Source organism: Pseudomonas fluorescens, assembly GCF_001648775.1.
GTDB classification, from domain to species: domain Bacteria; phylum Pseudomonadota; class Gammaproteobacteria; order Pseudomonadales; family Pseudomonadaceae; genus Aquipseudomonas; species Aquipseudomonas fluorescens_M.
Window position 1 is genome coordinate 49564 of sequence record NZ_LVEJ01000003.1, and the last position, 18534, is coordinate 68097.

The window sequence follows — 18534 nt, forward strand, 5'->3', positions numbered from 1 at the left end:
CGCCTTGTAACCATTTTGTCACCACATTCAGATACCCAAAATTATGACCGACCTAGCGGATACCGATTTCACCCAACGTTTCATCTTCGATGACAGCGATACGCGCGGCGAGCTGGTTGCGCTTGAACGCAGCTACGCCGAGGTTCTCGCCAAGCACCCGTACCCGGAACCCGTGGCGCAATTGCTAGGCGAACTGATGGCGGCCGCCTCGCTGCTGGTCGGCACGTTGAAGTTCGACGGCTTGTTGATTTTGCAGGCACGTTCCGAAGGGCCGATCCCGCTGCTGATGATCGAATGCTCCAGCGAGCGCGACATCCGTGGTCTGGCGCGTTACCACGCCGAGCAGATCGCGGCGGACGCGACCCTGGCCGACCTGATGCCGAACGGCGTTCTGGCGCTGACCGTAGACCCGACTGTGGGCCAGCGTTATCAGGGCATCGTCGATCTCGACGGCGAAACCCTGTCTGATTGCTTCACCAACTATTTCGTCATGTCGCAACAGGTCGGCACGCGCTTCAAGCTCTTCGCCGATGGCCGTCGCGCTCGTGGTCTGTTGTTGCAACAACTGCCGGCCGATCGCCTGAAAGACGAAGAAGAACGCGCCGCCAGTTGGCAGCACATCACCGCATTGGCGAGCACCCTGACCGCTGATGAGTTATTGAGCCTGGACAACGAAACCGTGCTGCATCGCCTCTACCATGAAGAGCAAGTGCGTTTGTTCGATGTGCAGAACCTGCGCTTCCGTTGCAGTTGCTCGCGGGAACGCTCGGGCAATGCGCTGGTGAGTCTGGGTCTGGAAGATGCTCAGGCGTTGGTGGCCGAACAAGGTGGCCAGGTCGAGATCGATTGCCAGTTCTGCAACCAGCGTTACCTGTTCGATGCGGCCGATATCGCTCAATTGTTCGCTGGCGCGGGCGTCGACACGCCGTCAGATACCCGGCACTAAAACGGTTCAGCGCAGGTAAATTCACTGCTCAACGACGGAATTACGCCGTTACGACGGGAGGGCCCTACTCTTTTTGGGCTTTTCTGGCATAATCCGGCCCACTTTTTTCGCGGTAGTAGTGCACGACTTTCTACTACAAAACGTTTGGAGCACACTCGGCCACTGGCCGACGGGGAACCTCATGACGCAAGCCAATAACGCCGTGTACACCGATCTGAGTGTTGATGATCTGGTAAAAGAAGCCCTGAACCGCGGTGAGGGCGAGCTTGCCGATACCGGCGCTCTGGTTGTTCGCACTGGTCACCGCACCGGTCGTTCGCCTGTTGACCGTTTCATCGTTGAAGAGCCTTCCACTCAGGCCGCTATCGCCTGGGGCCCGATCAACCGCAAGTTCCCGGCCGACAAGTTCGATGCCCTGTGGGCTCGCGTCGAGGCGTTCAACAACGCGCAAGAGCACTTCGTTTCCCACGTACATGTAGGCGCGGCCGAAGATCACTACCTGGCCGTGAAAATGACCACTCAGACTGCCTGGCAGAACCTGTTCGGTCGTTGCCTGTTCATCAACCCGGCCCAGTACAACCCGGCCGGTCGTGAAGAATGGCAAGTGCTCAACGTCGCCAACTTCGAGTGCGTGCCTGAGCGTGACGGCACCAACTCCGACGGTTGCGTGATCCTCAACTTCGCACAGAAGAAAGTCCTGATCGCTGGCATGCGTTACGCCGGTGAGATGAAGAAAGCCATGTTCTCCGTGCAGAACTTCCTGCTGCCGGCCGCTGACGTGCTGCCAATGCACTGCGCTGCCAACATCGGTGAAGAAGGCGACGTGACCCTGTTCTTCGGTCTGTCGGGCACCGGTAAAACCACTCTGTCGGCCGACGAAAGCCGTTACCTGATCGGTGACGACGAACACGGCTGGGGCGAAGGCGTGGTGTTCAACATCGAAGGCGGTTGCTATGCCAAGTGCATCGACCTCTCCGAGAAGAACGAGCCGGTTATCTGGAAAGCCATCAAGCACGGCGCTGTGCTGGAAAACGTTGTCATCGACGACGCCAAGCACGCCGACTACGCCGATGTCAGCCTGACCCAGAACAGCCGCGCTGCGTACCCGCTGGAGCACGTTGCCAAGCGTTCCGAGCACAACCTCGGCGGCGAGCCAAATGCAGTGATCTTCCTGACTTGCGACCTGACCGGCGTACTGCCGCCAGTGTCGATCCTCAACGAAGAACAAGCGGCCTATCACTTCCTGTCCGGCTACACCGCGCTGGTGGGCTCGACTGAAATGGGTTCGGGCAGCGGCATCAAGTCGACCTTTTCCACCTGCTTCGGCGCGCCGTTCTTCCCGCGTCCGGCTGGCGAATACGCTGAGCTGCTGATCAAGCGCATCCGCGGCTTCGGCTCCAAGGTTTACCTGGTCAACACCGGCTGGACCGGCGGCGGCTACGGCGTCGGCAAACGCTTCAACATCCCGACCACCCGCGCAGTGATCGCAGCGATCCAGAGCGGCGCGCTGATCGGTGCAGCCACCGAACACCTCGACACCATCAACCTCGACGTGCCACTGGCCGTACCGGGCGTTGAAACCAACCTGCTCAACCCACGCAACACCTGGGCTGACAAGGCTGCGTACGACGAGGCTGCCAAGGCGCTGGCCGGTCTGTTCATCGAGAACTTCAAGAAGTTCGAAGTGAGCGACGCGATCAAGGCTGCAGGGCCGAAGTTGTAAGACTGGTTTGTTGTGAATGAAAAAGCCGCCCTTTGGGGCGGCTTTTTTGTGGGTAACCGATCCTAAGGCAAAGGCTTGACTGCCATTATTCCCGCAGAATGCTGCTCAATCAGCCAACGCATTCAGTACATGAACTGGATCATTATGGATGGCCTTGAGTAGTGCTTTAGCTGGCCCGGTTGGTACCCGACGACCTTGCTCCCAATTACGCAAAGTTCCGAGTTGGACATCGATCAACGCCGCGAACTTTGCTTGTGTCATGCCGGTGGCTTTACGAATTTCTTTGACCTGTAATGCATCAACATAAAATTCGCGGGAGGGTTTTCGTTCACCCCGCAGAATTTCATCCATCTCCTGCACGCTTTCCATCAGCTCATCAAAAAACTTGCTCATGGTTGTCTCCAGTTTCCGATCATGGCTTTCATAGCTTTCCGTTCATCATGGGTCAGATCGTGTTGTTCATTTTTTGGGTAAATCATCAACAAAGCGATCTGTGACGCCGAGACGAAGTGGTAGTAGATCACCCGGGCGCCGCCGCGTTTGCCGTGACCCTTGGAGGCGACTCGAGCTTTACGAACCCCTCCTGCCCCTTCGATTACATCGCCGATAGACGGGTTCACAACTAGCTGTTTTTGGAAGGCGGCATAGGTGTCGTCGTCCAGAAGCTCGATTACTCGGCGGGTGAAGACTGAAGTCTCAATAAAAATCATCGTCAATGTACGCCAGTGACTTACTTCGAGGCAATGCTGAAGTGTTTGAAAAGGATGACTGGTTTCTGATCGCTCTCACTTAAGAATGAGAGCGATCTGTCCACGCAGCCTTAGGCCGGCGCCTTCCAATTGAGCATTCGCTGCTGCGCAATCTGCAGCAGGTCGCAGCCATCTTGCGTCAGCAGATAGAGGGCGTGGGTGATGTGGGGGATGTCTTCGACGTCGGCTTGTTTGAAGTTGAGGCAGTAGAGGGTGCGTAGCAGGTCGCTTGAAGCGCGCAGGCGCTGGACGGCGCATTCGAGGATGTCTTGCGGGTTGGCCTCGGTGTCGATGAGCAGAGGCTTGGTGTCTGTGAGATTGGATTCGAGTGGGCGGTAGCGTTCGGTAAGAAACTGATTCCATGTTTTCATTTTAGATATCTCTGAAGGTATCGAAAAACCGCTGCTACCGTGACCAAGCGGTGGAGGCGGGCTGTGTTCAAGTTGGTCAAACCGGCAGAGATAACCCGGTACGCCGAAGCGTCCCAAACACAGCCGCCATAAAGCGTGCCGACAGAATGTGCTGGCAGCATACAAGGGCATGCATCAGTTATCTCTGTTTTCAGGTGACCAAACCTGAGCCGCTGATTGCTTAGCGACAGCCACGACTATAGGTGTGCGCCCTCAAGTCGTGATAGGCGACAAAGAGTCTGAGTGCGTAGGAACGGGACGAAGATTTCATCAGACGTTCCCTCGCAATTTTCAACGTTTTTCAACGTAGATTTTTATACGCCGAAATATCCAGAAGACTCGTCGTCAGCCCCGTCGCCGGCTGATAGATCGTCCCCGTCACAGTCGAAAACGGCACCCCCTTGCTGCCCAGCGAAACATAGCGTTCGCCTTTGTCCATTTCGCTGAAGTAGGTGTAGGACATCTTGTGCATCAGTTGGTACTGCGCTTCATCGCTGACGATGGCACCGGTCAGGCGCAGGAGATCTGCCTCGCTCAGGTTGAGGGTTTTGTTCAGGCGCACGCCCCAGCGCTTGAGGCAGGTTTCGGCCAGATGGCGGACGATGCGCCCAGGTTCGACCAGTACTTTCAGATCGTTGCTGTTATTGGGTACGCCGCCGCTGGACGTGGCGTTGCCCGCCATGGTCGCGTGGCGGCCGGCCATGGGATAGACGCAGGTTTTGGTGCCGGGGGCGGTTTGCGGGATCACGCAGCTGAAGCCTTTGGAGCGTTCGTCGCGGGCGTAGAAAGCGACGTACTCTTTGACATTGGCGCCGACTTTGACCCGTTCGTCCTGGAAGTTACCAATGCCTGGAACAGGATCAAGTGCGAATATATTTACCGGGATGTTTTTTAGTTCTGGAACTTCTAACATTGCGTTAGCCAGCATATGGCAACTTATACCGCCCCGGCTCCAGCCCACCAGGTTGACGTGTGTTGGAATAACACCGTCCTTGCGGAAGGTCTTGATAATCTGCTCTTGCAACTTCTGCTGAGTCACACTGCGATCACCGTAGTTATATTTGCGCCAGAACCACGAACCTTCTGCTTTTACATCTTCAATGGGAATGCCGGCGGCTTTGAGGCGGTTGTATTCGGCTTCGGTGAGTTGCTCGCGCTGCCAGTCGCATTTGCCCTTGATGACATTGACCGCGTGCTGCACGTTTTCTTCCCAACCCTTGCCGAACAACGTACCAGTAAGGCCGTATTCTTTGGTCTTGGTGAACAGGTCGTCGGCCTGCAGGTTACCGGAGCCTGGGCCGTCGACCACGATCCACTCGGCAAATTCGCGACCGGAGTGGTTTGCTGCCAACGTGGAAATCAATTCGCCGTTCCAGAAGTTTTCATGGGTAACATCGAATTTGTTAGAGCCGGTGCCGCAAAAAAAGATAGTTAGAACTGTCATGGTGTTGCCCTTGGCTAAATGTAAGAGCAAACACGTTAAGGTTGAAGTTGAATATAAATAAAGCGTTCTGTTGTTTCCGGGTTTGTGCTGTTTGTTATTGTTGGGGTTTCTGTTTTGCAACTTCGAGCAGGTCGCAGCCATCTTGAACAAGCAAATAAAGAGCATTGACGATGTTGGGGATATCTTTCACGTCGGATTGTTTGAAACACAAACAGTAAAGTGTTTCCAACAGGTCGCTGGCGGCGCGCAATCGCTGGTCGGCAGCATTGAGCAGTTCGTCATGACTGGAGTGGGTGTCGATGAGCAGAACAGAGTTTTCGCTGTAGCAAGTTTTGAGTGGGCGATAGCGGGTGATCATGGTGAGGCGTGTCCTTCGAAGGCGCTCGGCGGCGAATACGATTTGTCCACCGCGCCAATCACTATAGAAGCGCGCCGAGCAGCGGAACAAGACAGGAAAAATGGACGGGTTTTGTAGGGGTTTTTCCGGGCCTCGGGCATTTGCCCTACGCGTTTTCATGGGTTTTTCAAGGTGAAACCCTTAGACCAGAAATTTCCTACGGGTTTCTCAGGCGCTTCGTTAGAAACCGCTGTAAGGTGCGCGCCAGAATTTGTCGGACGTTTCCAAATGTCTGATACGCACTTAAAGGGAATTAGGTATGCAGTGGCTACGAATGGCCTCGATTGTATTGCTGTGGGCCAGTGGTTGCCGTTTGGCAATGGCAGCCGAGTTGGGCAATTCGCTGTTGTTTAATCAACTGGATCGAACCGGTTGGCCGGACGCCCTCAGCAGTCAGGCAAACGTGGATACCGCTTCTCGCGCCGAAGTGCTGATGTTTGGCAAAGCGTTGCTCGCCAGTGAGGCACTGGATGAGTCCGCGCTCAAGCAACGGCTGGGCGTGCCGCAGGTGCAGCTCAAATCGATCAGGCAGGTGCGCGACGGCTTGTGGGGCCAACTGTTGAGCACCTATCGCAATGCCAGCCAGGGCTGCGACGAGCAGGTGTTCTGCCCGCGGGTACGCAGTGTCGCGGACTTGCGCCAATTGGCGGCAGCGTTTACCGGCGACATCAGTCCTGCCCATGCACTCTGGGCGAACAAAAGCCAAAGTGTGCATGAGCAGATACTCAATGAGCAGTTGCGCGTGGCGGTGTTGCTGCCCTGATGATCAGGCCACTGCTGCTGGCACCGTCGTCAGATAGCTGGCCAGATCCGGTATCTCACCGGGAAGCGGCATGCATCCGCCCAGCAACAGGTTCGCGATGATGAGGGCGAGGGGCAGCTTCAGTGTGTTCGACATGTTCATTCCTTTGTGAGGTTGTGCGTGCATCAGCCGTCCTGGCGTGATGCGGGTGGAGCAGGCACGTTAGCGCGATGGTGCAAAACACCGCGATAAACAAATCGTGTCGTCTGTTTCAGTCTGTGGCTGCGTGTTCGGGGCTGTATCATCCCGTATCGATTTGCCCCCGACCTTTTCTCGACTCGCTGCCATCGCCCGCTAGGCTGTTGGCATGTCAGCGGTCAAAGGAGTGACAGCGAATGCACAACACCCTGGAACAGGTTTTTGGTTATCCACAGTTTCGACTCGGTCAGGAGGCGGCTATCAGCGCCGTGCTGGCCGGGCGCTCGGCCGCGGCCATTTTCCCCACCGGCTCCGGCAAATCACTTTGCTACCAACTGCCGGCGGTGATGCTGCCGAACCTGACGCTGGTGGTCTCACCCTTGCTGGCACTGATGCAGGATCAGTTGGCGTTCCTGCAACGCCACGGTATTTCCGCCGGCAGCATCGATTCGGCACAGAGCCGCGACGATGCCAATGACGTGATGGCCCGCGCTCGCTCAGGTGAGTTGAAGATTCTGATGGTCTCTGTGGAGCGTCTGAAGAACGAACGTTTCCGCAACTTTCTGCAGCAGGTGCCCATCTCGTTGCTGGTGGTGGATGAGGCGCATTGCATCTCGGAGTGGGGCCACAATTTCCGCCCCGACTACCTCAAGCTGCCGGACTACCAACGTCAGTTCAATATTCCGCAGACACTGCTGTTGACGGCCACGGCGACGCCGAAAGTCATCGCGGACATGCAGGCCAAATTCGCTATCGCGGCTGAGGATGTGGTGACCACCGGTTTCTACCGGCCCAATCTCAATCTGCTGGTGGAGCCGGTACGCGGCCAGGACAAGCGTCGGCGTCTGGTGGAATGGATGAGCGAACGCCCGGGGCAGCCGAGCATCGTCTACGTCACCTTGCAGAAAACCGCCGAGCATATTGCCGAGCATCTCGGGCGCAACGGCATTCAGGCCGAGGCGTATCACGCCGGGTTACCGCACGATCAACGCGAGGGCATCCAGAAACGCTTCATGGTCGGGCAGTCCAATTGCATCGTCGCGACCATCGCGTTCGGCATGGGCATCGACAAGAGTGACATCCGCAATGTGGTGCATTTCGACCTGCCCAAATCCATCGAAAACTACAGTCAGGAAATCGGGCGTGCCGGGCGTGACGGACAGCCTTCGGACTGTCTGGTGCTGGCTAATCGTGACAGCCTCAACGTGCTGGAAAACTTTGTTTATGGCGATACGCCGGAGCGAGACGGCATCCGTCATGTGCTTGACGAGCTAAAGGCTTCGGTCCCGGAAGGGCAGTGGGAGTTTCTGCTGGGGCCGCTGGCGGATCAGAGCAATATCCGTGCGCTGCCGCTCAAGACTTTGTTGGTGCAATTGGAGTTGCGTGGGTTGATCGCCCCGCGCTATGCCTACTACGCCGAATACCGCTTCAAGTATTTGCTGGAACCCGAAGCTTTGCTTGAACGTTTCGAGGGCGAGCGCAAGGCGTTCGTGGCGGCGATCATCCAGACCTCAACCCGCGCGCGGACGTGGGCGACGGTAAATTTCGAGGCGATGTACACGCAGTATTCAGCCGAGCGTAATCGGGTGGTCAAGGCACTGGATTACTTTCAGGAAAAAGGCTGGGTCGAGCTTGAGAGCAAGCAGATGACCGAGGTTTACAGCGTGCTGCGCAGCGACTTTGACAGCGATGTGTTGAGCGAGGAGCTGCACGGTTATTTCTCCCGCCACGAACAGACCGAGGTGGCGCGGATACACGCGATGCTTGAACTGTTCTCGACCGAGCGTTGCCTGGGCTATCGGTTGGCCGAGTACTTCGGCGACCACAATGCCCCCGAGCCGTGCGGCCATTGCTCAGTGTGCTACGGACATATCGCGCACCTGCCGGCACCACCGCCATTGCCGACGCTTGTGGATAAAAACTTCGCGGCGCTGTGCGGTGATTTTATCCACAAGCATGAGCAGCACACGGGCAGCGTGCCGACAGCGGAGCGGCTGACGCGGTTTTTGTGCGGGATCAGCGTGCCGTTGTTCACCAAGCTCAAGGCTCGGCAGATTTCCGGGTACGCGGCATTGGAAGAATACCCCTACGCTGACGTCCGTGACTGGGCCCAGGAAAACCTGTGACGCGTGTTGCTGGTTTGGAACCACGCGCTGTATCCATCCGCTGAATGTCGATCATCACGGTAATAAACTTCAAAAAATGTCGATGGCTGACTAAGGTGAGACCAGTCTTTGGATCGCCAACAAGAGAACAATATGAGCCAGACATCCTTCGATATTCAGCAGGCCGCCGTGATCGGCGCCGGCACCATGGGCCGCGGCATTGTCATGTGCCTGGCCAATGCCGGCGTGACGGTGCAATGGGTGGATAACAATCCACAAATGCTCGAGCAGGCACTGGCGACGGTGGCTGACACTTATGCACACAACGTGCGGCAAGGACGGATTGATCAGGCCGAGGCCGATGCGCGTATCGCTCGGGTCAGTGCTGCGGCGGATTACGCGGCGATCCGCAATGTCGATCTGGTGATCGAGGCGGTGTACGAAAATCTCGAGCTCAAGCAGAAGATCTTTCGTGAACTGGATGGCCTGCTGAAGCCTGAGGCACTGCTGGCGAGTAATACTTCGGCGCTGGATATCGATGCGATCGCTGCAGCGACGAAACGTCCGGATCAGGTGCTCGGCCTGCATTTTTTCAGCCCGGCGCACATCATGAAACTGCTGGAAATTGTTCGTGGTGCGCAGACGTCGCCGGCCGTGCTGGAGGCGGCGCTGGCGTTAGGCAAACGCATGGGCAAGGTCAGTGTGGTGTCGGGCAACTGCCACGGCTTTATCGGCAACCGCATGTTGCATCCGTATGTGCTGGAGGCACGCAAGATGTTGCTCGAAGGCGCTTATCCACAGCAGGTCGACGCGGCGCTGCAAGGCTTCGGTTTTGCCATGGGACCGTTTCGTATGTACGACGTGGTCGGCATCGATCTGGAATGGCGCGCTCGCGAATTGGCCGGCAAGGGCCAGGACGCGCCAGAGGTCCAGGTGGATAACCGCTTGTGCGAACTGGGCCGGTTCGGGCAGAAGTCCGGCAATGGTTATTACCATTACGAGCCGGGCAGTCGTCAGGCTGAGCATGATCCTGAGGTCGATGCGCTGGTGTTGCAGGTCAGTGAAGGTCTGGGCTTTCAACGTCGCGAGATCGGCCCCGAGGAGATTCTGGAGCGCTGCCTGCTGGCACTGGTTAACGAGGGCGCGAAGATTCTCCAGGAAGGCATTGCCGAATCCGCCCATGACATCGATCTGGTGTATCTGAACGGCTACGGCTTCCCGGCGGACAAGGGTGGGCCGATGGCCTGGGCGGATCAGCAAGGGCTGGCGGATATTCATCAGCGCTTGCTGGCGCTGGAGACGCGCCAGGGCGATCAGTGGAAACCGGCGCGGTTGATTGGTGAGTTGGCGGCGCAGGGCAAGGGATTTGCAGATCGTTAAGTCTGGCGGCGGTGCAGACGCCTTCGCGAGCAGGCTCGCTCCCACAGGAGAGCGCATTTCAAATGTGGGAGCGAGCCTGCTCGCGAAGGGTGCGGCGCGATTTTGAATTAGACTCGCCCATTAACTTCAGGGATTGTTGAGCAATGTCCAACCCGATGCCACAACGCACCGACTACCCACACTTCCAGCCCATCACCACGCGCTGGCACGACAACGACGCCTACGGTCATGTCAACAATGTCACCTATTACAGCTTCTTCGACACGGCAGTGAACACCTACCTGATTCAGGTCGGCGGCCTGGATATCCATGACGGCGAGGTGGTGGGGTTTGTGGTCAGTTCGGCGTGCGATTACTTCGCCTCGATCGCGTTTCCGGATCTGATCGAGATCGGTCTGCGGGTCGGCAAGTTGGGCAACAGTTCGGTGCAATACGAATTGGCGGTGTTCAAGGCCGGTGAAAGCGAGGCCTGTGCGGCCGGGCGTTTCGTGCATGTATTCGTGGACCGTTCGAGCAACCAGCCGGTGCCGATTCCCGCCGAACTGCGGCAGGCACTGGAATACCTGGTTTTGTAAAAGGCAAAAAAAATCGCAGCCCTTGGGCTGCGATTTTTATTCAAGCATTCGCCTTAACGATGGCGATAGTACTTGTGATGCTTGCGATGGCCATAGGCATGACCGCGACCACGGTGGTCGTCGCGGTAATAGCGACGGTTATCACGACCGCGATCGTAATGACGATCGTCGTCATCGCTCTTGTTGCCCATGTAGTTGCCCAGCGCGCCACCGGCGCCGCCACCTGCTGCGGAGCCGATCAGGCTGCCGGTGGTGCCGCCCATGCTGCGGCCAACCACGTTACCGCCGGCCGCGCCCAACGCACCCCCGATGGCGGCTTCGCCACGGCTGCGTTTGTCAGCGCCGACCGCGCTACCACCCGCGCCGCCCAGGGCTGCGCCGATGGTGGAACCTGTATTGCCGCCTAAAGACTGACCGACGACCGAGCCAAGAACCCCGCCCAATGCGCCGCCCACACCTGCTTCGGTGGTGCCGCCTGCAGACGCCAAACCACTGACCAGGCCAAGGGACAACAAGAGAATCGAGGAGAACTTCATAGAGGAGCCTCAAAGGGATGACGGCGCCGATCCTGAGGCTGTGTCACAAGCGTGACAATCGAAATCCGACGAATAACACGACTTGTATACAATTTCGCAAGTTGCTGTTTTGTATGCGGAACTTAAGCGATTTTCGCCGGTCTTTAGCTACTTCGGACAGGCCGCTTTTGTGAAAAAGCGGCCTTTTTTGTGGGCGTTTGAAAGGTGCTTGGGCTCAGACAAGTATTGCTTGAACCGACGCCTTCGCGAGCAAGCTCGCTCCCACATTTGAAATGCATTCCAATGTGGGAGCGAGCTTGCTCGCGAATAGGCCGGTACTGACACCGCGTCAGGCAGATTTGGCCATGATCAACCCGGTTTCACTCGCCGCCTCCAACCGAATCGCAATGAACTTCGACGTCGGCGTATGACTGCCATCCCCAGTGCTTTCCAGCGGCACCAGTGGGTTTACTTCCGGGTAATACGCTGCCGCTTGCCCGGCCGGAATATCAAACGCCAGCAGGGTGAAGCCCTTCACCCGACGTTCACGACCATCGTCCCAAAGCGACACGATGTCAGCCTTCTGCCCCGGCCGGAAGCCCAGGCGAATGATGTCCGCCTCGTTGGCGAACAACACATCACGCTGGCCTTTGACCCCGCGATAACGGTCGTCGAGGCCATAAATCGTCGTGTTGTACTGATCGTGAGAGCGCATCGATTGCAGAATCAGATCCGGCAGTTGCCCGGTGGCGCGCGTACGTTCGTGGACCAGATCCTTGGGCAGCATGTTCGCGCGGAAATTGGCCCGGCCCGACGGCGTGTTCCACTTGCGCGCGCCGGCGCTGTTGCCGAGATAAAAGCCACCCGGGTTTTTGATTTTTTCGTTGAATTCTTTGAAGTTGGGAATGGTGTCAGCGATCAGTTCGCGGATGCGCCCGTAATCAGCCACCAGCCAGTTCCAGTCCACTGGTTTGCTGCCCAGCGTGGCGGCAGCGATGCCGGCGATGATCGACGGCTCCGAGCGCATCTGGTTCGACAGCGGCTGCAACTGACCGTTGGAGGCGTGAACCATGCTGAACGAGTCTTCCACAGTGACGGCTTGCGGGCCTTCGGTCTGGATGTCGATGTCGGTGCGACCGAGGCACGGCAGGATCAGCGCGTCTTTACCGTGAGCCAGATGGCTGCGGTTGAGTTTGGTGCTGATCTGCACGGTCAGGTCGCAATTGCTCAGCGCTTCGAACGTACGCGGGCTGTCCGGCGTTGCCTGAGCGAAGTTGCCGCCCAGACCGATAAAGACTTTGGCGCGACCTTCGGCCATCGCATGGATCGCTTCAACTACGTTGTGGCCATTGTGGCGTGGCACCTTGAACTGGAAGCGTCGCTCCAGCGAATCAAGGAAGGCTACTGGCGGGCGCTCGTTGATGCCCATCGTGCGGTCGCCCTGCACGTTACTGTGGCCGCGCACCGGGCACAGACCCGCGCCCGGTCTGCCGATGTTGCCGCGCAACAGCATCAGGTTGGCGATTTCCTGGATGGTTGGCACCGAATGGCGATGCTGGGTGATGCCCATCGCCCAGCACATGATCACGTTTTTGCCCTTGGCGTACATGCGCGCAGCTTGTTCGATCTCGACGAGGGTCAAGCCGGATTGCGCGACGATCTGCTCCCACGGTGTGTCATCGACTACACCGAGGTATTCCAGAACATTGGTGCTGTGGGCATTGAGGAAGTCGTGGTCGAACACGGCCGGCGCGCCAGCCTTCTGTGCGTCACGCTCCCACTGCAAGAGGAACTTGGCCATGCCGCGCAGCAGCGCCATGTCGCCACCGAGTGCCGGGCGGAAATAGGCGGTGTTGGTCGGCTTGTCGCCGTTGGTGAGCATTTCGATCGGGTGTTGCGGGTGCTGGAAGCGCTCCAGGCCACGCTCTTTCAACGGGTTGACGCACACCACTTGGGCGCCGCGTTTCACCGCTTCACGCAGCGGTTCGAGCATGCGCGGGTGGTTGGTGCCCGGGTTCTGGCCCCAGACGAAAATCGCATCGGCGTGTTCGAAATCATCGAAAGTCACGGTGCCTTTACCGACGCCGACACTCTGCGCCAACGCGACACCACTGGCCTCGTGGCACATGTTCGAGCAGTCAGGGAAGTTGTTGGTGCCGTAGGCGCGCACGAACAGCTGATACAAATAAGCCGCTTCGTTGCTGGCGCGACCCGAGGTATAGAACTCGGCCAGATCCGGGCTCGGCAGACTTTGCAGGTGCTTGGCGATCAGGGCGTAGGCGTCCTCCCAACTGATCGGCTTGTAGCGATCGGTTTCGGCGTCGTAAGCCATCGGCTCGGTCAGACGGCCCTGATATTCGAGCCAGTAGTCGCTCTGTTCCAGCAGCGAAGTGACGCTGTGTTTGGCGAAGAACTTGGCATCGACGCGTCGCTTGGTCGCTTCCCAGTTCACCGCTTTCGCGCCGTTCTCGCAGAACTTGACCATGCCGCTTTCCGGCGAGTCGCCCCAGGCACAACCCGGGCAGTCGAAGCCGCCGTTCTGGTTGGTCTTGAGCATCATGCGCAGGTTTTTCAGCGCGTTGTCGCTGGTCAACCAGGCCTGGGCCACACTGATCAGGGCACCCCAGCCGCCGGCGGCACCTTTGTAAGGCTTGTAGCGCGGGACAGGTTTCTGGTCGGCTTGATGATGTTGGCTCACGCTTGATTCTCCATCGCGGGGCTATACACCCGCGGCGCACTTTTCTGCGGCAGGTGGATGAGATTGAGGTTGTGTCGACGGGCCCACTGCACGGCAAGGCCGGTGGGCGCGGACAGGCTGACCAGGGTCTGGATGCCGGCACGCAAGACTTTCTGGATCAATTCGAGGCTGCAACGGCTGGTGACAATCGCCAGGCCGCCTTCTGTGGATATCTTTTGCCGGATCAGCCCGCCGATCAGTTTGTCGAGGGCGTTGTGCCGGCCGATGTCTTCGCGACCGAGCAGCAATTCACCGCTGGCGTTCATGAACACCGCTGCGTGCACCGCGCCGCAATGCTGACCCAAAGGCTGAAACGCGCCGATGCGCTGACGCAAACCGTCCAGCCATTCGATCGGTGGCAACGGCGCGCCGGGCAGGACCTTAAGATCGGGCAGCGCCTGTTCCACCGCTTCAACGCCGCAGAGTCCGCAACCGCTGGTGCCAGCCAGTTGCCGGCGCTGTTGCTTGAGGTTCCAGAAGGCGCGGTTGGCGATGGTCACTTGCGCGTATTGCGCCGAGCCGGCGCCGGTCAGTTGCAGGTCATAGATGTCGGTGGCATCGATGATGATGCCGCTGCCGAGGCTGAAGCCGACGATGAAGTCTTCCAGGTCGGTGGGTGTCACCAGCATCACCGCCTGACTGATGCCGTTGTAGGCGATCGCCAACGCGACTTCCTCGGCCAGCGCGGTGCTGGCCGATTCTTCGCGGGGTAAATCGCTGTAACTGTAGGTCTGGCTGGCGGCAGGCGCGGGCGTTTCGAGTGCTGGCGCCGCGCAGGCTGGGCGCTTGGCGTTCATGGCATCACCGACGGTTTGATCAACGTTAAGACTAGGCGCGGCAAGTTGTCGCGTCTAATCGCTACTGTCGATCTATCGATAGATGCCGTCGATCAAGAGGCTATTGGTGATTCTTGATACAGCGCAAAACAGGCCTCGGCCAGCGCCGAGCGCGGTGCGCCGCGGCGCATGATCAGGCCCAGTGGGGCGAGGGTTTGCGCGTCTTCGATCGGTTGCAGACGCAGGTGATCGGTGAGCTTTTCCAGACCACCGTCCAGCGGCATGATCGCGCAGCAAAAACCACCGTGCACAGCTTGTAACAATTGATGCACGGCGTCGGTTTGCAGCAACGGTTGCGGGGTCAGGCCACGGCTGTGGAAGTTGTGGTCGATGGACTGGCGAAAATGCATGCCGCTGGTGAGCATGCCCAGCGGCAGTTCGATCAGCGATTGCCAGCTCAACGGCGCCTCGCCGAAGCTGAAGGTGCGCTGGTCGTAGAGCAGACCCATGCGGGTTTCGTTGAAAGCCAGCGATTCGAAACGTTCGTGATCCAGACGATCCAGATAGGACACGCCAAGGTCAATGCGGTTGTTCGCCAGGTGCTCGAGGATCTGTTCGGAGCTCAGCGCCGACATTTCGAAGCGCAGGTCCGGGTGTGCGCCATGCAGGCGTTGCATCAACGGCAGCGGATCGAAACTCGACAGTGGCACCACGCCCAACCGCAGCGTGCCGATCAGGTTACCGCGACACGCCGCCGCTTCCGCGTGCAAGCCGTCATAAGCCGCCATCACTGAACGTGCCCAGGCCAGCACCCGCTCGCCCGGCGCGGTGAAACCTTCGAAACGCTGGCCACGGTTGACCAGCGGCAAGTCGAGCTCTTCTTCGAGGCTGCGCAGGCGCATCGAGAGGGTTGGCTGGGTGATATGACAACGCGCGGCGGCCTGGCCGAAGTGGCGGGTTTCGTCGAGGGCGATGAGGAATTTCAGCTGCTTGATGTCCATCTTCGCTCCGGGCGCTGGCAGGGGTGGCCGATTCTACCGCCTCGGTGGCGGCAGGGTCATTGGTCGGCTTGGAACCGGGTTTGTCCGCGGTGGTCTAGGCTTGGACGTCTGACCCTTTATTCCATGGAGTGAACACAATGAGCCTTTTGAGTTTTGTGAAAGAAGCCGGTGAGAAGCTGCTCGATCTGCTGACCCCGGGTAACGCCAATGCCAGTGAGCAGTTGAAGGAACACATCAGCAAGGTCGGTCTGGGCAACCCGAATGTGCAGGCGACGGTGGATGGCGACAAAGTGACCGTCACCGGTGAAGTGGCAAGTCAGGAAGAAAAAGAGAAGATTCTGTTGGCGGTGGGCAACATTGCCGGGGTTGGCAGCGTGGACGATCAGATCACTGTAACGGGTGGCGTGGCCAAGGAGGCAAAATATGTCGAGGTTGAGAAGGGCGACACGTTGAGCGCGATTTCCAAGCGTGTGTATGGCGATGCCAACCAGTACAACAAGATTTTTGAAGCGAACCAACCACTGCTCAAGGATCCGAACAAAATCTATGTGGGTCAGAAGCTGCGTATTCCTGAATAAAATTTCAAAACGCTTTCGCGAGCAGGCTCGCTCCCACACTGGATCGCATTCCAATGTGGGAGCGAGCCTGCTGGCGAAGGGGGCAACTCGGTCTCAGAGTCCGGCGATCAGGTCGCGATAATCCTCAACCGCTGCAAACTCGGCGGTGTCCTTCGGCCCTTTGCGACTGTCCGGCTCTTTCACTGCCAACAAATGCGCCACACCAAAATCCCGCGCACTGCGCAGAATTGGCAAGGTATCGTCGATAAACAGACTGCGTGCCGGATCAAAGCCGATGTCTGCCTGCAAGGCGTCCCAGAACTGCGGATTCTCTTTGGGAAAACCGTAATCATGTGAGCTGATCAGCCGCTCGAAATACGGCGCCAACTCAATTCGCTCCAGCTTCAGTGACAACGAATCGCGGTGTGCGTTGGTGATCATGATCACCCGTTTGCCCGCCCGTTTGATCGCCTCCAGAAACGTGTCGGCATCCGGGCGCAAGGCGATCAAATGCGCGGTTTCCAGTTTCAACTCACGTACCGACAACTTCAGCTCGGCACTCCAGAAATCCAGGCAATACCACTGCAACTGGCCGGCATGCCGTTCGAACAATGGCTGCAATTCCATCTCGGCCATGGCCCGGCTGACACCGTGCAGTTCGGCGTAGCGCTGCGGCAGGTGTTCCAGCCAGAAATGATTGTCGAAGTGCAGATCCAGCAGCGTGCCGTCCATGTCCAGCAGAACGGTATCGATGTCGGACCACGGTAATGAAGGCATGGCAACGTCTCGAACGGTAGAAAGATATCCGACATAAACAATCGGGAAAGCCGCGTTATAGTAGCGCGTTCACGCCAAGGAGCTTTGCATGCGCCAGAAACCCACCGTACTTGCCCGCGAGATCGTCGCCACCAGTCGCCTGTTTTGCGTCGAAGAACTCAAGCTGCGTTTTTCCAATGGCGTGGAACGCACATACGAGCGTCTGGTCGGCAAGGGCGCCGGGTATGGCGCGGTGATGATTGTGGCGATGCTGGACAGCGAGCACGCCGTGCTGATCGAGGAATACTGTGGCGGCACTGATGAGTACGAACTGTCTCTGCCCAAAGGTTTGATCGAACCGGGCGAGGATGTACTGGCGGCGGCCGAGCGTGAGCTCAAGGAAGAGGCCGGATATGGCGCGCGGCAACTGGAACACCTGACCGAGTTGTCGCTGTCACCCGGTTACATGAGCCAGAAGATTCAGGTGGTGCTGGCGACCGATTTGTACGAGGAGCGACTGGAGGGCGACGAGCCCGAGCCGATGCGGGTCGACAAGGTCAACCTGCGCGAGTTGTCGGCGCTGGCGCTCAATCCTCAATTTTCAGAAGGCCGTGCCTTGGCGGCGCTTTATTTGACCCGGGACCTGCTGACTCAGCGCGGGTTCTTTCAGCCATGAGTGAGACGTCGATGAATTATCCCCATCCTTTGATGGCCCCGGTGATTGAGCTGGCATTGCGCGCTGGCGAAGCGATTTTGCCGTTCTGGCGCGTGGACGTTGCAGTCACGGCCAAGTCCGATGACTCACCGGTAACGGCAGCAGATCTGGCCGCACATCACCTGATCCTCGCCGGGCTGACGGCGCTCGATCCGAGCATTCCAGTGCTGTCCGAAGAAGACGCCAATATCGCGCAGAGTGTGCGCGCCGGATGGCAGCGCTGGTGGTTGGTCGACCCGCTGGACGGCACCAAGGAATTCATCAGCGGCAGCGAAGAATTCACCGTCAACATTGCGCTGATCGAAAACGGTCGGGTGGTGTTTGGGGTGGTGTCGATGCCGACTAACGGTCGTTATTACGTCGGCGGCGCTGGCCTCGGTGCCTGGCGTTGCGATCAGGACGGCACGCCTGTTTCGATTCAAGTACGCGATGTGCCAGGGCCGGGTGAAGCGTTCACTGTGGTCGCCAGTCGTCGACACTCCAGCCCCGAGCAAGAGCGTTTGCTGGCGGGTTTGAGTGCCAGCCTCGGAGAACTGCAATTGGCCAATATCGGCAGCTCGCTGAAGTTTTGCCTGCTGGCCGAAGGCGCGGCGGATTGCTATCCGCGGCTGGCGCCGACTTCGCAGTGGGACACGGCGGCGGCGCAAGGTGTGCTGGAAGGGGCGGGCGGGGAAGTGGTGGATTTGAAGGGCGAAGCGTTCTGTTATCCGGCGCGGGAATCGCTGCGCAATGAGTTCTTTTTGGCGTTGCCGGCGAAGGCAGCCTGGCGTTCGCGATTGTTGGAGTTGGCTCGGGGTTAAGTGGGCTG

Annotated in this window: 20 protein-coding genes; 9 read left to right on the forward strand and 11 right to left on the reverse strand. The window is 58.4% G+C overall.

Annotation, left to right across the window (positions count from 1 at the left end; all coding sequences use genetic code 11):
• Positions 1-43 precede the first annotated feature (43 nt).
• Both hslO and A8O26_RS04665 read left to right on the forward strand, forming a co-directional pair.
• Positions 44-946: an Hsp33 family molecular chaperone HslO gene (gene hslO / locus A8O26_RS04660; RefSeq protein ID WP_064116982.1), complete on the forward strand. Its 903-nt coding sequence runs from the start codon at positions 44-46 to the stop codon at positions 944-946.
• A gap of 181 nt (positions 947-1127) precedes the next feature.
• Positions 1128-2669, forward strand: a complete 1542-nt coding sequence (locus A8O26_RS04665; RefSeq protein ID WP_007917942.1) for a phosphoenolpyruvate carboxykinase — start codon at positions 1128-1130, stop codon at positions 2667-2669.
• A 105-nt stretch (positions 2670-2774) separates the two neighbouring features.
• Here the strand turns inward: A8O26_RS04665 and nadS are convergent, their stop codons facing one another.
• The 5 genes from nadS to A8O26_RS04690 all read right to left on the reverse strand — a co-directional run bounded on the left by nadS (position 2775) and on the right by A8O26_RS04690 (position 5630).
• Positions 2775-3062, reverse strand: a complete 288-nt coding sequence (nadS, locus tag A8O26_RS04670; protein ID WP_038359833.1) for a NadS family protein — start codon at positions 3060-3062, stop codon at positions 2775-2777.
• The gene (locus tag A8O26_RS04675; RefSeq protein WP_064116983.1) at positions 3059-3379 is read right to left on the reverse strand and encodes a type II toxin-antitoxin system RelE/ParE family toxin; all 321 of its coding nucleotides are present in this window, start codon (positions 3377-3379) and stop codon (positions 3059-3061) included. Before A8O26_RS04675 ends, nadS begins: the two co-directional genes overlap by 4 nt.
• A gap of 110 nt (positions 3380-3489) precedes the next feature.
• Positions 3490-3789: a hypothetical protein gene (locus A8O26_RS04680; protein ID WP_064116984.1), complete on the reverse strand. Its 300-nt coding sequence runs from the start codon at positions 3787-3789 to the stop codon at positions 3490-3492.
• 340 nt (positions 3790-4129) lie between these two features.
• A complete protein-coding gene (locus A8O26_RS04685) occupies positions 4130-5272 on the reverse strand; it encodes a hypothetical protein (protein ID WP_064116985.1) in 1143 nt (380 codons plus the stop codon).
• 94 nt (positions 5273-5366) lie between these two features.
• Complete coding sequence (locus tag A8O26_RS04690) at positions 5367-5630, reverse strand: hypothetical protein (RefSeq protein WP_064116986.1); 264 nt, start codon at positions 5628-5630, stop codon at positions 5367-5369.
• 298 nt (positions 5631-5928) lie between these two features.
• Here A8O26_RS04690 and A8O26_RS04695 point away from each other — a divergent pair, with 298 nt between their 5' ends.
• Positions 5929-6432 carry a hypothetical protein gene (locus tag A8O26_RS04695; protein ID WP_064116987.1) on the forward strand — a complete coding sequence of 168 codons (504 nt, stop codon included), beginning with the start codon at positions 5929-5931 and terminating at the stop codon, positions 6430-6432.
• Between the two features lie 3 nt (positions 6433-6435).
• Here A8O26_RS04695 and A8O26_RS30425 read toward each other — a convergent pair whose 3' ends face one another.
• A complete protein-coding gene (locus tag A8O26_RS30425) occupies positions 6436-6567 on the reverse strand; it encodes a hypothetical protein (protein WP_301336271.1) in 132 nt (43 codons plus the stop codon).
• Positions 6568-6806: 239 nt separating this feature from the next.
• Between A8O26_RS30425 and A8O26_RS04700 the strand changes: the two genes are divergently transcribed.
• The 3 genes from A8O26_RS04700 to A8O26_RS04710 all read left to right on the forward strand — a co-directional run bounded on the left by A8O26_RS04700 (position 6807) and on the right by A8O26_RS04710 (position 10669).
• Positions 6807-8735: a RecQ family ATP-dependent DNA helicase gene (locus A8O26_RS04700; protein WP_064116988.1), complete on the forward strand. Its 1929-nt coding sequence runs from the start codon at positions 6807-6809 to the stop codon at positions 8733-8735.
• A 132-nt stretch (positions 8736-8867) separates the two neighbouring features.
• Positions 8868-10094: a 3-hydroxyacyl-CoA dehydrogenase gene (locus A8O26_RS04705; RefSeq protein ID WP_064116989.1), complete on the forward strand. Its 1227-nt coding sequence runs from the start codon at positions 8868-8870 to the stop codon at positions 10092-10094.
• A 143-nt stretch (positions 10095-10237) separates the two neighbouring features.
• The gene (locus A8O26_RS04710) at positions 10238-10669 is read left to right on the forward strand and encodes an acyl-CoA thioesterase (RefSeq protein ID WP_064116990.1); all 432 of its coding nucleotides are present in this window, start codon (positions 10238-10240) and stop codon (positions 10667-10669) included.
• 53 nt (positions 10670-10722) lie between these two features.
• Here the strand turns inward: A8O26_RS04710 and A8O26_RS04715 are convergent, their stop codons facing one another.
• From A8O26_RS04715 to A8O26_RS04730, 4 genes are all read right to left on the reverse strand, one after another.
• On the reverse strand, positions 10723-11205 hold the full coding sequence (locus A8O26_RS04715; protein ID WP_064116991.1) for a glycine zipper domain-containing protein: 483 nt from the start codon (positions 11203-11205) through the stop codon (positions 10723-10725).
• Between the two features lie 328 nt (positions 11206-11533).
• The gene (locus tag A8O26_RS04720; protein ID WP_064116992.1) at positions 11534-13882 is read right to left on the reverse strand and encodes an FdhF/YdeP family oxidoreductase; all 2349 of its coding nucleotides are present in this window, start codon (positions 13880-13882) and stop codon (positions 11534-11536) included.
• Positions 13879-14718, reverse strand: a complete 840-nt coding sequence (fdhD, locus tag A8O26_RS04725) for a formate dehydrogenase accessory sulfurtransferase FdhD (protein ID WP_064116993.1) — start codon at positions 14716-14718, stop codon at positions 13879-13881. The genes A8O26_RS04720 and fdhD overlap by 4 nt, the downstream gene beginning before the upstream one ends.
• Before the next feature lie 92 nt (positions 14719-14810).
• Positions 14811-15698 carry a LysR family transcriptional regulator gene (locus tag A8O26_RS04730; protein ID WP_064116994.1) on the reverse strand — a complete coding sequence of 296 codons (888 nt, stop codon included), beginning with the start codon at positions 15696-15698 and terminating at the stop codon, positions 14811-14813.
• A gap of 137 nt (positions 15699-15835) precedes the next feature.
• On the opposite strand from A8O26_RS04730, the gene lysM reads away from it, so the two are divergent.
• Positions 15836-16276 carry a peptidoglycan-binding protein LysM gene (lysM, locus tag A8O26_RS04735; protein WP_064116995.1) on the forward strand — a complete coding sequence of 147 codons (441 nt, stop codon included), beginning with the start codon at positions 15836-15838 and terminating at the stop codon, positions 16274-16276.
• Between the two features lie 93 nt (positions 16277-16369).
• Here the strand turns inward: lysM and yrfG are convergent, their stop codons facing one another.
• Positions 16370-17032 carry a GMP/IMP nucleotidase gene (gene yrfG / locus A8O26_RS04740; RefSeq protein WP_064116996.1) on the reverse strand — a complete coding sequence of 221 codons (663 nt, stop codon included), beginning with the start codon at positions 17030-17032 and terminating at the stop codon, positions 16370-16372.
• Positions 17033-17120: 88 nt separating this feature from the next.
• On the opposite strand from yrfG, the gene nudE reads away from it, so the two are divergent.
• Together nudE and cysQ are read left to right on the forward strand one after the other, a co-directional pair.
• Positions 17121-17687: an ADP compounds hydrolase NudE gene (nudE, locus tag A8O26_RS04745; protein WP_064116997.1), complete on the forward strand. Its 567-nt coding sequence runs from the start codon at positions 17121-17123 to the stop codon at positions 17685-17687.
• Between the two features lie 11 nt (positions 17688-17698).
• The gene (gene cysQ / locus A8O26_RS04750) at positions 17699-18526 is read left to right on the forward strand and encodes a 3'(2'),5'-bisphosphate nucleotidase CysQ (RefSeq protein WP_064116998.1); all 828 of its coding nucleotides are present in this window, start codon (positions 17699-17701) and stop codon (positions 18524-18526) included.
• The last annotated feature ends 8 nt before the right edge of the window (positions 18527-18534 follow it).